Source organism: Acinetobacter sp. V2 (assembly GCF_001188385.1).
Classification (GTDB): Bacteria; Pseudomonadota; Gammaproteobacteria; order Pseudomonadales; family Moraxellaceae; genus Acinetobacter; species Acinetobacter oleivorans.
In genome coordinates this window covers 14,142-27,180 of record NZ_JZFB01000010.1, presented here as the reverse complement: position 1 = coordinate 27,180, position 13,039 = coordinate 14,142, and the positions used below count along the sequence as shown (strand labels likewise).

General features: G+C 38.4%; 13 protein-coding genes and 1 pseudogene. 2 read left to right on the top strand and 12 right to left on the bottom strand.

Features of this window, described 5'->3' with window-relative positions; translation table 11 throughout:
* The 4 genes and pseudogenes from UC75_RS17850 to rpe all read right to left on the bottom strand — a co-directional run.
* Positions 1–1,436, bottom strand: a pseudogene (locus UC75_RS17850) (multicopper oxidase domain-containing protein); the annotation flags it as partial.
* Positions 1,437–1,476: 40 nt separating this feature from the next.
* A complete protein-coding gene (locus UC75_RS17845) occupies positions 1,477–1,872 on the bottom strand; it encodes a hypothetical protein (protein ID WP_049838355.1) in 396 nt (131 codons plus the stop codon).
* Between the two features lie 103 nt (positions 1,873–1,975).
* Positions 1,976–2,797, bottom strand: coding sequence for a Cof-type HAD-IIB family hydrolase (locus UC75_RS17840; protein WP_049838354.1), 822 nt, complete (start codon positions 2,795–2,797; stop codon positions 1,976–1,978).
* A gap of 355 nt (positions 2,798–3,152) precedes the next feature.
* A complete protein-coding gene (rpe, locus tag UC75_RS17835; RefSeq protein ID WP_004794447.1) occupies positions 3,153–3,839 on the bottom strand; it encodes a ribulose-phosphate 3-epimerase in 687 nt (228 codons plus the stop codon).
* 184 nt (positions 3,840–4,023) lie between these two features.
* On the opposite strand from rpe, the gene UC75_RS17830 reads away from it, so the two are divergent.
* Positions 4,024–4,296, top strand: coding sequence for a DUF2218 domain-containing protein (locus UC75_RS17830; RefSeq protein ID WP_005071220.1), 273 nt, complete (start codon positions 4,024–4,026; stop codon positions 4,294–4,296).
* Here UC75_RS17830 and fghA read toward each other — a convergent pair whose 3' ends face one another.
* The 6 genes from fghA to UC75_RS17800 all read right to left on the bottom strand — a co-directional run bounded on the left by fghA (position 4,297) and on the right by UC75_RS17800 (position 9,477).
* The gene (fghA, locus tag UC75_RS17825) at positions 4,297–5,142 is read right to left on the bottom strand and encodes an S-formylglutathione hydrolase (RefSeq protein ID WP_049838353.1); all 846 of its coding nucleotides are present in this window, start codon (positions 5,140–5,142) and stop codon (positions 4,297–4,299) included.
* Positions 5,111–6,562, bottom strand: a complete 1,452-nt coding sequence (locus tag UC75_RS17820) for a C13 family peptidase (RefSeq protein WP_005302864.1) — start codon at positions 6,560–6,562, stop codon at positions 5,111–5,113. The genes fghA and UC75_RS17820 overlap by 32 nt, the downstream gene beginning before the upstream one ends.
* Before the next feature lie 136 nt (positions 6,563–6,698).
* Positions 6,699–7,490 carry a class I SAM-dependent methyltransferase gene (locus UC75_RS17815; protein ID WP_049838352.1) on the bottom strand — a complete coding sequence of 264 codons (792 nt, stop codon included), beginning with the start codon at positions 7,488–7,490 and terminating at the stop codon, positions 6,699–6,701.
* 9 nt (positions 7,491–7,499) lie between these two features.
* Complete coding sequence (tsaB, locus tag UC75_RS17810) at positions 7,500–8,165, bottom strand: tRNA (adenosine(37)-N6)-threonylcarbamoyltransferase complex dimerization subunit type 1 TsaB (protein ID WP_049838351.1); 666 nt, start codon at positions 8,163–8,165, stop codon at positions 7,500–7,502.
* A 135-nt stretch (positions 8,166–8,300) separates the two neighbouring features.
* Positions 8,301–8,828 (bottom strand): gamma carbonic anhydrase family protein, encoded by a 528-nt coding sequence (locus UC75_RS17805; protein ID WP_128825359.1) that lies wholly within the window; start codon positions 8,826–8,828, stop codon positions 8,301–8,303.
* 19 nt (positions 8,829–8,847) lie between these two features.
* Positions 8,848–9,477 (bottom strand): CoA pyrophosphatase, encoded by a 630-nt coding sequence (locus tag UC75_RS17800; protein ID WP_085942204.1) that lies wholly within the window; start codon positions 9,475–9,477, stop codon positions 8,848–8,850.
* A gap of 114 nt (positions 9,478–9,591) precedes the next feature.
* Here UC75_RS17800 and UC75_RS17795 point away from each other — a divergent pair, with 114 nt between their 5' ends.
* The gene (locus UC75_RS17795; RefSeq protein ID WP_002115876.1) at positions 9,592–10,140 is read left to right on the top strand and encodes an NUDIX hydrolase; all 549 of its coding nucleotides are present in this window, start codon (positions 9,592–9,594) and stop codon (positions 10,138–10,140) included.
* A 54-nt stretch (positions 10,141–10,194) separates the two neighbouring features.
* On the opposite strand, the gene UC75_RS17790 is transcribed toward UC75_RS17795, so the two are convergent.
* Together UC75_RS17790 and filE are read right to left on the bottom strand one after the other, a co-directional pair.
* On the bottom strand, positions 10,195–12,147 hold the full coding sequence (locus tag UC75_RS17790) for a hypothetical protein (RefSeq protein ID WP_049838349.1): 1,953 nt from the start codon (positions 12,145–12,147) through the stop codon (positions 10,195–10,197).
* Between the two features lie 18 nt (positions 12,148–12,165).
* A partial coding sequence (gene filE, locus UC75_RS17785; protein WP_128825358.1) for a putative pilus assembly protein FilE occupies positions 12,166–13,039 on the bottom strand: 874 nt, incomplete at its 5' end.

Sequence of the window (13,039 nt, the reverse complement as noted above, 5' to 3'; positions counted from 1 at the left end):
CCCTCTGGTGTCGAAGCATTTGCCCAGCCATAAACAGGCTCATCCTTTTTAGTTTTATTTTCAGATTGCGCAGGCATCTCATGCTTCATATTCATCATAGCCTGATCATTTTCACTCGATGACATTGCCTGCATATCATGTTTCATTTCAGGCATCGCTGACATGTCATGCTTCATTTGCATCATAGAATGATCATGTTGGCCAGATGACATATTTTTCATGTCATGATCCATGTTCATCATTGTGTGATCATGATTAGTCTGGCTCTCTTCTTTTTTCATTTCAGGCATAGCCGACATATCGTGTTGCATGTTCATTTGATGGCCAGCATGTTCATCACTCGCCCCATTGCCATGACTCATGCCCATATCATCCATGGTTAGCAAAGAACGTGGACGTGGCTGCGGCATTTGAATTGACTCTACAGCCTGCGTATTTTCATTGTGCAAAGTCCCAATGGCAAAACCGCTGCGGTCAATAGACTCTGCTTCAATCTGATAATTTGGCTGTTTAGGCTCTACAATGACATCGTAGGTTTCAGCTGTACCAATACGAAACTCGTCAATTGCAACTGGTTTAACTGGCTGCCCATCTGCACTTACAACTGTCATTTTCAAATTTGGAATTCTGACATCAAAAAATGACATTGCCGATGCGTTAATAAATCGTAATCGAACCTTATCGCCAGCTTTAAAATTACCTGTCCAGTTTTGCTGTGGTGTCTTGCCATTAACTAAGAACGTATAACCCGTCACATCAGACATATCGGTTTTTAACATCCGCATCTGATTCCACATCGAACGATCTTGCCAAGTTGCTTTTAAGCCTTGTGTTTTAACTTGCTTCAAAACATCAGATACGGTTTCACGGCGATTTTGATAATACTCAGCAGATTTCTTCAAATTCTTCATAATGCTATCGCTAGAAGAATTATGAAAATCTGAAAGCATCACCACATAATCACGATCAGTTTTTTCATGTGCAGCTACAGGTATTTTCCCTTTTGGATAAATCACGAGCGGGCCATATAAACCATCTTGCTCTTGGCCTTTGCTATGGGCGTGATACCAATAAGTGCCGTTTTGTTTCACCTTAAAGCGGTAAACAAAATCTCCGTTTGGTGCGATTCCTTTAAAACCATTGAAACCCGGTACGCCATCCATTAACCCTGGTAGTAACAACCCATGCCAATGCAAAGATGTATCTTGATTCTTTAATTGGTTATGAACATGAATAACAGCCTCATCTCCTTCCTCAAACTCAAGGAGTGGTGCTGTAAACTTACCATTTACGGTAATTCGTTTAAGCGGCTGACCAGTAACATTGACCTGTTGTTCATTAATATTAAGGTGATATTCCTTAATTGCCGCGAGAGTCCATGGTGAAACCAATAGACCAAATACAGCGACGAGGCTGCTAATTGTTTTATGAGACATTGCTGTAATCCTTTGAACTAAAAAAATAAGTAAGAAAGGATTAAGCTTTTGGAGGACGTAAAATTTCTTGCCAGTATCCGGCTAAATGCTGAGCCTGATAAATACTGCTAAATTGAGACGAGATAGGAATGAATTGCGAGTCAATATCTGGTACAGCTTGCTGTAATGCCAAATTCACAATTTGACAATGAACTGGGTTACAGTCCTGACAATGCTCACCATGCGAGTGAACAGCCTGTGTCATATTTTGATGACATACAGTCTGATCATCAGTTTGAACATGCATATTCTTATGCGAAGTTTTTTCACTATGACACGGCATCGTATGAAGATCATGCTGCATAGGCGTCTGAGCAACAGACACACCACTCCACCCAATGACCAAAGTCATTAGGAACACAAACCAAACATACTTGCGTAAGTGTTGTAGAGCCATTGTGGTTTATCGCCTAGAGCCGATGAGTAATCTTAACCCCATTAGCATAACCAAGTTTTCAAACAGATACAATTTTCAATCTTAACTGTTTGTTTTAAAGTAATTAAGCAAATGGTGTTTGATGCTGAAGGACTAAATCAATCACTTCTAGTGCACCCTCATGTTCATTACTTACAGTTGTATAAGGAGCTACTGCTTTCAAAGCTTCAACTGCATTTTCAACCGCAAATCCATAGCCGACAGCTTTGATCATCTGGATATCATTATTGTTATCACCAATCGCAACCACTTGATCAGATTCAACCTGCCATTTTTGTAGCAATAGCTTCAAACCATGTGCTTTATGCTGGTCTGGAAGAATCAAATCGATAAAACCAAAACCACTTGAAACAGGAACTAATACTTTATCTGCAACAAAACTTTTTTTCTGAAAATGTTCAAAAATCGCAAAGCTTTCATTTTCCTGAGCAGTAAAAGTAATTTTACACACCAAGTCATCTAGTGCATAAAAATCATCAATAACTGTTAGCTTTTCAAAGTATCGAGCGACTTTGGCATAGTCCTCTGCGTTCATGCTGCTATGCACATAAGCACTCTGTTTCCCGCAGATCACCATGGTTGAGGTATATGAAGAGTCAATCGCTTTTAAAATCTCAATATATTGTTGCTGACTTAAATGAGCAAAAGCTATTTCTTGCCCTGCATCTACAACATGCGCGCCATTTTCTGCAATAAAAGCAATTTCATGACTAATTTCTGGAAAATAGGTAATCAGCTTTGCAAGTTGGTTACCACTGGCAACCACGAAATGAATATTATTTTGTTTAAGTTGTTCGTACTGTTTTAAAAAACGTGCTTTGTTGTACTGCTTCTTAGAATTAAGAAAAGTCCCATCCATATCTACCGCTAAAATTTTTATCGTCATTAATTATCTAAATCTCTTACTAAAATCTTATTAAAGCAAATTTAGCTTTATTTTTCATGACACTTTTACAGTTTTATACTTATCTATCTCTAAAAAATTTTCACACAGAGCCGTATCGTTTTTTGCACAGATTATTTTTTAGCAAAGCTTAATAAAAAATCAGATAATAAAATATTCAACACGCATAAAAAAGAACGCCAAAACGTTCTTTTTTCATACATTTCGCTTAGAGAATAAACGGTTGATCTAATTTTGTTTATTTTACCAACATCTTATCCATACGGTTATCAACACAGTTATCCATATAGTTATAAACAAAGTTATCCACAAGCTTATTCTCAGTTCAATATACTTTTTAAGCGTCTACACTGCCCACTTTCGCAAGCTCTGCACGCATTTGATCAATTACAACTTTATAATCTGGTTGACCAAAAATAGCTGAACCAGCAACAAACATATCTGCACCCGCTTCTGCAATTTCACGAATATTTGCAGGACCAACACCACCATCAACTTCTAAACGAATATCACGGCCACTTGCATCGATAATTTTGCGCGCTTCACGCAACTTTTCTAATGTCATTGGAATGAACTTTTGTCCACCAAAACCTGGGTTTACACTCATTATTAAAATTTGATCTACTTTATCAAGCACGTAATCTAAATAGTGCAACGGCGTTGCTGGGTTAAAGACTAAGCCAGCTTTAGCACCACCTGACTTAATTAACTGTAATGAACGATCGATGTGGTGCGATGCTTCTGGATGGAAAGTAATAATATCTGCACCAGCCTCCAAAAAGTCTCCAATAATTCGATCAACTGGAGATACCATTAGATGCACGTCAACAGGAGCTGTAATCCCATAATTTTTTAAAGCCTTACATACACCAGCACCAAAAGTTAAATTTGGAACATAGTGATTATCCATCACATCAAAATGTACTACATCGGCACCTGCGGCTAACACTTTGTCTACATCTTCACCTAAACGAGCAAAATCGGCAGATAAAATAGAAGGAGCAATCAAGTAAGGCTTGGACATAGGTGGATGACCTGGCTAAAAATTTAAGGAGAGGCTGAAAATTATAACAAAAAAGAACCTACTTGGCCTGCCCTTCCTTGCTTAAATGACAACATTTCAAACTTGCAACGTAAAGTTGCAACAATAGAATGCTAACGGCGAAACGAATTTGTTAAGGTACATTAAACCAATGTGAGGATTGATAATGAAAAGCACAACTCATCTATTAACAAACGATGGAAAACGCATTGCAAAACGTCTAGTTAATCATTGGAAGCACAAGTTTGAAGTACAAGAAACTGAACAAGATTTTAAAATCTTAATGCCTACAGCAACGATTACGCTTGCACCAGAAACAGAGCAGTTAAACGTTGCTATTGATAGCCAGTTAGATGACCACAACCACTTAGAAAAAGTGGTGCTTGATCATCTAAACCGTATGGCTCAACAAGAATTTCAGGTTGAATGGCTACACTAATTAGCCAGCGACCTTTTCTAATTGGATTGCATGGAACTGTAAATGCTCATCCATAAAGGTTTGAATAAAGTAATAACCATGATCATAGCCAGCATGTTGTCTTAAAGTTAAAGGCTGTCCTGCTTTTAAACATGCTTGCTTAAACTTTTCAGGGTGAAGTTGTTCATAAAATTGGTCATCTAATCCCTGATCAACCAAAATTTCGTCAAATACTGCACCATTTTTTGATACTAAAGCTGTGGCATCATGAGCCAACCAGCTATTGCGATCTGCACCTAAATAATGACTAAAGGCTTTGCCTCCCCATGCACACTCTGTTGGTGCACAGATCGGAGCAAAAGCAGATACCGACTTAAACTTTTCAGGATATTTAAACGCTAAAGTTAATGCACCGTGGCCACCCATTGAGTGTCCAAAGATACCAACTTGTTGAGCATTTACAGGAAAGCTTTTTAAAACGAGTGGGTATAACTCATCAATTAAATAGCTTTCCATTTGATAATGCTCAGACCATGGCGCTTGCGTGGCATTAATATAAAAGCCCGCACCTTGACCTAAATCCCAGTTATCCCCTGCTGCAACTTGTTCTCCACGAGGAGAAGTGTCTGGGGTAATCAATATTAAGCTCAGCTGTGCTGCCATATGTTGCGCATGAGCTTTTATGACAAAGGTTTCTTCAGTACATGTTAACCCAGCTAAGTAAAACAAAGTTGAGCATGCTTTACCTTCTAAAGCTGCTGGTGGTAAATAAACACCAAACTTCGCTGGTCCTTTTAAATAAGAAGATTCAAATTGGTATATACGCTGCTCGCCCTCAAAGCAGCGGTTTTTTTGCAGGAGTTGCATCGTTTTTAGCCTCTGTTTTTGTTTGAGCAATATCTACACTACCCGTATTTTGCTGAGGAAATAGATACTTTTCCAATTGAGGTAGCATAAGTTCCATATTTTTACCGATCATCCACTGAGGCTCTGAAGGTTCAACACCTTGAGCCACTTCCCATTTGGTTACTGTTTGCTTAGCTGTGTTAAACGAGTCTTTCATCGACGATTGCTCTCGCATAGCCAAATCAAAGAAAGCTCGTCCAAAATAGGTATAGTCAGCTTCGTTATTACATCCAAAAGAAGTTTTATCAGCGGCAGATGCGGTAATAATTAAAGTATCAGGAGACTGTAAAGCAGGAATAAAGCTTCCTGAATAGCAGGCTGAGATAACAATCACACGCCAGCGAATACCAGATTTATCAAGTGTTTCACGCAACCATTTCGGGTCTACTTGCCCTAAATCTAATGGTGCATTTTCAATTTCGAAGTGATTCTGTTCACCGTGTGAAGTCATATATAGAAATAGGACATCGCTATCACGGTTCATTTGCTGCCCCATACGGCGTAGGGCTAACTCGATACTGGTTTTAGAGGCAATCGGAATTTCTGTGCGGGTGTCTGGATTATTAACCAACATCATCGAACGACCAATCGTTCCGAAACGTGTATCAAACTGTTCTTTAATACGGACTACTTCCGATTTAAAAACATCTTGATAACTATCACCAGCAACACCTAAAAAATACCAATGACTTTTTGCCTGCTCGCCATATTGAACTTGCTCTAAAGAATCGCTCAGCAACTTACTTTGTGCGTAAAAAGCATCTTCAGCAAATGTTGGAGCCGAATCTTCTACCTTCCAAATCGGTTGATCTTTTACAGAAAGTTGCCACACTACCATTGTCGCAATAGTCGCAACCATGACAAGTGCACGTTCCCACCAAGGCCACTTAAGTTCGCGTGAGAAAACCCAAATCACCGCTAAACTTTGCCACACAAACAAAGCCACAAATAAGCTCGGTAAAATTCCGTTATAAATAGCATCGGGAATAAAGTTGAGATAACCGTTAGAACCCAAATACTGAATTAAACATTGAATTAATAAGATATTTGTATCTAGAACCAACCACAGTAAAGCAGGTACTAGCATTAAGCGAGGTTGATTAGTGCGCTGGGATAAGAAAATACCGACAATTAAGGCAATGAATGGCCAAAGTGCATAACCAATTAAACCTTGTGAATTGAAATCACCGATTTGACCAGCGACAAGCCAACTATACAGAGAGTTAGTACATCCCCCTAAAATTCCCCAAACAATAAGCTGAAGAATAGATGGATGTACAATTTGTAGAGAACGTCTTGATCCCAAAAACAGCCACATTCCGGCAATTTGGTTGCTTTTAAAATCATGCCAAAAGTTAATGGAGGGTTTAAGATCAATCATAAAAGGTTTTCAAAAATTTCGTTTTTGTCAGGCATCTTAAGTGTATGCCTGCTAAGAATTTTAGCAATCATGCTTTTGAACTATATCACATATATTTGTGCATTATTCAAGCAATAAAACCTAACCTTACATAAGCCTACTGAAAATACGCATCAAAACGACAAGCATCTCCTTGCCATTGATGAGCTGGCTCTTGATTCGCCAAGAAAATAGCATGGCGCGGTCGTTTAACGACTACACGTTTAGCAACTTTCTGTGCCAAAACCAGCAAATTATCCCCCAAATCCATCTCACCATCTTCGGGTAAAAGAAGATGTAAAAGCTGCATCTGTTTTTTTACTTGAGCTTGTTTTTTGATGGCTTGATGATTCTGATCACGCTGAGGAAACATCGGATCTAGATAAACCACATCAACCATTTGAGCTGTTTGCTGTAACTGTTGTAAATAGCTTGCAGAATCAGCAAAGATCAGTTGAATCCGATCCATAAACTGGCTTAAAAAACTGTCTTGTTCAGCCTGTGCTTTTGCATCTTCAAGTAAGGTAAACAAAATTGGATGGCGCTCAACCAATTTTGTTTGTGCGCCTAAATAAGCCATGAGTAAGCTGTCGTGGCCCAAGCCTGCTGTAGCATCAACCAGTATTGGTTTTTCACCTAACTGACAAGCCCGAGCAATCATTTCTGATTTAAGACTTGCACGTTTTAAACGGGAAATTTCGGCTTTCCAATCGGGCTGCATTTTCATGCCATTTGCAGATAACCATAACCCGTTTTCATCCACACAGAGTGCCAACTCAGGATTTAAACGCAGAAAACGTGCATTCAGTTTTTCAACTAACTGCAAATCTACAGTCACACCTCTAGAACGAAGCACAGCTTGGTAGTGCTGTGCTTGTTGTTGAAAATCTACTTCAAAATATATGTGCATGATTAGCCTTTATTTTGCTTTACCCTGATCTGCTATTTTTTTCCATGCATCATCACGTAAATAAATTGGCAAAGCATGTTCAGCATCAACCCACTGCTTTTGTGCAGCATAAACACGTGCAATAGAAGCAATGTCTTGTGCAGTTGCAGTGATTGTTTGATGCTCTGCATCAGCTTGAAGTAACTTTGCGCCAGAACCAATTAAGCAATGTTTTGCGTAAGCAGCAGCTGGCTCGTAGCCCATTAATTTTTCTTCATCAATACATTGCATAATTCCATGTTCATCTAGAACATAACTTGCAATGTAAACTTCGTTCATACGCGCATCGAGAACCGCTGTGACTTGTTTCAAACCTTCAAGTCGGTATGCCGCTTGAGCTAAAGCTTGCAAACTCGAAACAGGAATAACGGGTAAATCTTGTGACCATGCCAACGCCTGAGTCACAGCTGCATTAATGCGAACACCACTAAAAGAACCCGGCCCACGGCTAAAGGCAATCGCATCTAGACCAGCAACCTCAAGACCTGTTTGTTGTAGCCCCTGCTCAATCATAGGCAAAATGGTCTGGGTTTGTGCTTTCGCCCGCGTATCGAGTTGAAAAAACAGTTCTTGGGTTTCATTGACTAATGAAATAGAACACTGCTCATTTGCAGTTTCCAACGCCAGCAATTTCATGCACAACCTTAGTATTAAATCAGATTAAAAACGAGGGTTATGATACCCCACTCGGCTCTGATAGGCGAGTTGTTCTCTTTTAAAATAAAAATGCCAAGCTTGTGCTTGGCATAAAAATATTTTTCTAAAAAAGAGTTAAAAGTGGAATTCTTTTAAATCTGCATAGTTCTTAAAGTGCTCAGCATAATGCAATGCACTCAAACGTATTTTTGCAGCACCATCTTCATCTAAAGTTTTGACAATTTTGCCAGGTGAACCCATCACCACTGAATTATCTGGAATCACCTTCCCTTCAGGAATTAAGGCATTCGCACCAATAATACAGTTTTTACCAATCACAGCCCGATTTAAAATTACGGCGTTCATACCAATCAAACTATTATCACCAATCGTACAACCATGCAGCATGACTTTATGCCCGACTGTGACATACTCACCAATATTTAATTCAAGTCCAGCATCGGTATGTAGTACAGAATTTTCTTGAATATTAGAGAAATCACCAATTCGAACTACACAGTTATCGGCACGTACTACAGCTCCAAACCAAATGCTGACTTGACGCCCTAACTCTACTTGTCCAATTAGCGTTGCTGTTGGAGCAACCCAACCATCCCATAGCTCATGTAAGGCTTTTGGGTGCTGTCCTTGATAGCTATACATCATAATTTATCAATCCTGATCATTTATTCTTATGAGAAAACTTTGGCATTCCAAAGGTTGGCGAGTTGAGTAAAAATGGCCAATCTTTTTGATAACCCAATCCATATTTAAACAGAGCAACTAACATACGAGCCGTTAAACCCCAAATAATTTCATTATCAATCTGTAAGCTTGGAAAATATAAAGACTGATGAGCATATCGAACTTCATAGGGGGTTGGCCGCGTTTCAATAAGTTGCTGCAACGGGACAAAGAAAATTCGGTCAATTTCGGTAGGCTGAGGTATTAAAGTCACCTCTGGAGGAATAAGCCCAACGATCGGTTTTACAGACAAACCACTTCTTGCACGCTGCATCGGCAAATCACCGAGCAATTGCACATCAAAAGGGTTTAAAGCTGTCTCTTCCTGAGCCTCTCTTAACGCTACAACAATATTGCTGGTATCACTAGGATCACGCTTTCCACCCGGAAAAGAAACTTCCCCCGCATGGTTGTTCATATGTATTGAACGGCGTGTAAGCAGTACCTTCGGATCATTTTCATTAGTAATTGCTATCAGTACTGCTGCTTGTGCTTCTTGTATGCGGGTGGAAAAGCGCAATCTTTGCTGTAACTTTTGTGTTAGCAAGTGCTCTTCCATACCATTCACCTATTATTCTATCTCTCTTTGCATCATATCTGAAAATCAAACTTAGGGAATAGAGTTGATGCGTAAGTCTAAAAATTCAGTTATGCTGAGTCATCTCTATACTCGATGATAATTATGAGTTTCTGTGTAGCGTGTGGGCATAAAACCGAACAAAAAATTCCTTTAGGTGATCATAAAGTACGCCGTGTTTGTACTCATTGTGGAAATATTCACTATGAAAACCCCAAAGTAATCTGCGGTGCCTTAGCGTTATGGGAAGACAAAGTATTACTCTGTCGTCGTGCGATTGAACCTCGTTATGGTTTATGGACTTTGCCTGCTGGCTATATGGAATTGTTCGAAACCATGGAACAAGGTGCAGCACGCGAAACTCGTGAAGAAGCAGAAGCCGAGATAGAAATAGAACAACTCTACTGTATGTACAATATTCCGCGTATTGGTCAAATTTATGTACTTTTCAAAGCGCAGCTGAAAGATGGGATTTTTGGTGCAGGTGAAGAAAGCATCGAGAGTCGGTTGTTTGAAGAGCATGAAATTCCATGGGGAGAACTAGCCTTCCCTAGCGTCGAACACACACTAAGACATTATTTTGAAGACCGTAAAAAACAAGTTTTCCCAACACATCTTGAAACTTTGGGTACGCGTTTAGATCATACGGGTTAATCATTTAGATAATAAAAAAGACCGCTAAGCGGTCTTTTTTATTTGTTTAATATGTTAAGACTTAGTTTTAATTGCCTTACAAGCTGGAATAGACTGATCCGCTAATTTGATTGTTACTGTACCAACTTTACGTTGAGCCAAGGCTTTATCCGCAGCAGTTGGAGCAGGCACATCCTTAAGCATATTATAGCTTGCTTGAACTGCTGCATGTTGATTAAACCAAGCAGTATCGGTGTCGAAATCAATACTCGTACTATCCACCTTATTCGCCAACAAATTAAATAAGTTTATTTTTGCTGGGCCTGGAGAAGGACCTACAAAAGTTAGCCCAACCATCACACCATCAATATTCTCAAATTTTGGATTAGATAAAATCATACGAACATAAACAGACTGTTGACTGTTTGAAGCATCATCTACTGTCGCAGTGGTAGTACCAATTCGATATTGTTGTACTCCATTACTATCCACTAAACTATTGTCAGCCACAGTAGCGCATTGGCCTGACATGTCATTTGTTGTTGAATTAGGTTTGATATCAGTACGAATATCCCCATGTTCATCAATGACAATACCTAAATTTACAGGCTGAATCGTCTTATCTGAAAAATTAAATGTCAGTGTAGCATGTAGAGGAAAAATATAAGTTTCTCCTAACTTTACATTACCAGATGTTTTAAAAACTGTTCTTTCTAGGTAACTAATAGGACTACTTTTAATAATACTCAATATCCCATTATAGCTATCACCATCAACATTTTGACGCCAGAGGCCATAATGTTGCGGATTACCTGTACTAAGTTTTGTTAAATTTTTATAGAATGCCTCTGTCCCTGCCACTGCATAATCATTAAAGAATTTACCTTGATAAATCTGTAAATCTTCATTCGGATTATCAGAGGGACTCAAACGAAGTGGAGTCGTTGGCTGAATCTCACGGCTAATAGGATTTAACCAAGCATTCTGCGCATTTACATTTAATTTAGCTGGTTTAACTTTTGATGTTAACAGGTAAGGATTTTGTACTTCATTGTTTATTACAATAGCATTGCCCTTCCACTGCAAACCATATCCTAATGTATAACCTTGTCGGTCTGATAATAAATAAAGCTCATCTGATGAATGGCGTAAATTAGTAGTATTATTAAAACATTCTTCCTGTGTAGTTCTATTACAACCTCTGAAAACTTGAAAATTTTGTAATATTGGTGCTGAACTACTAAATAAATTTAATGATTGAAAAACACCAGCATTACTTAAATTCGTCGTTTGTACGACTAACTTATAAGCTTCATCATCAGAGATTTGTCCTACATCCAACCATGGTTTTAAAATACTTGCATAAGCACCATTTTTTAATTCTGTAGCCGTTATGCTTTGAGAAATTTTAGTAAGTTGATCTTTCTTTGTATCTGTAAGTTGGGTGGGTTGTATATCCCCAATCAGGTTATCACCATTTTCTACGCCAATACTTTGGAAGATTTTTACTAAAGCAATCGCCACTTTAATTGTTTCATCATTTTTATCTAATGTTGCTGGAGTTTTACCTGTAATACCACTTGCTAAATCCAGCACTCTTAAATATATCGGATTGGTCTCTTTAGACTTACCATTAACGGCAGTAAATTTCCCAATCGTATCCAGATTAACGTTTCCTAAGAAAACCTTTTTATTATCTTTACTCTGAACATAAAAACGTGCTGTATCTCCTACTTTGCACGATCCAATTACCGCATTTCCTGTAAGTTTAGTAGTATAATGAAAATTTGTTGCCGAACTACAATCGAAATTAATACCAGCTATTGGGTAATCTAAAGCGAATTGCAAACAAGTTGAATCCTCCGAACCACTGTCACTCGTTGTTGGTGTACAACTGCCTGAAGATAAATTCCCGTTATTAGTACCAGAATTCGGATCTTCACTAATATTGGAACTACCGCCACCACAACCATTTAGCATAATCGCTAATGTAGTTAGTGCAAAAGGCCATAAAACTTTTTTATTCATTAGATACCCTACTTATTTTTAACGTAATACGGAAATTTGAATTTGTCCCTGATTTGTTAACTCTTTTTCTGCAACATCCACTGCAGAAGATAAAGGTGTCATCATCATGTAATGTGCTGAAGGTGGTACTTTCAAAACACCTTGAATTGATGAATGTTGTAACATCGTAGAAGGATAAGATTTACTCTTAAACCCACTAACTCCTTCTAAAATGCAACCCTTATTATCTAAAAAGATGACTAAAGGCCAGTAATATAGAGGCTTCTCATTACTAGCAGCAAATGACATAAGTTTTAAATGCTGAACAGAAGGGTTTAACTGTACAACCTCATATTCAAATTTTTCTTTCAACGGCTTACGAGGCCATACACTTACTTCTTTATTTATACTAAGTGTCTTAATTTGTTTGTTATAACCTTTAATAAAACATTTGTCTTGTTCAAAAGCTGCTTCTAACTCTTGCGAAGATAAACGCATATATGTTGGAGCCAATACAACAGTAGACTCTTCATTTTGAGCTTGCCGATTAAAAAGCTGATCTAAAGTTGATCGACTCACACCTTTTTTACGCTCTATTGATTCAGTTCGTCCCAAGCCATCAGGCATAAGATAAAAACGCTTTTTACCTTCAAGATTAAATTCCTGATCTTCAAGATACTCATTATTTACATATTCAACATTATCAATCGTTGTAAATTTAGACTTATCCTGTGAAGAGACGGCTGATGGAGCTGCCTGTGATGTGTTTTTTATTGGTGGTGGAACTAAAATAAGCTTTTTCTTCCAATCGTTATTAGGGACTGGTTGAACCTTTTCACCTTCGAAAGATTTAGTTTTCTCGGTAGATGTTTTTAATTCTTTATCAGCAACAATAGCAGTTTGAATTTTTTGG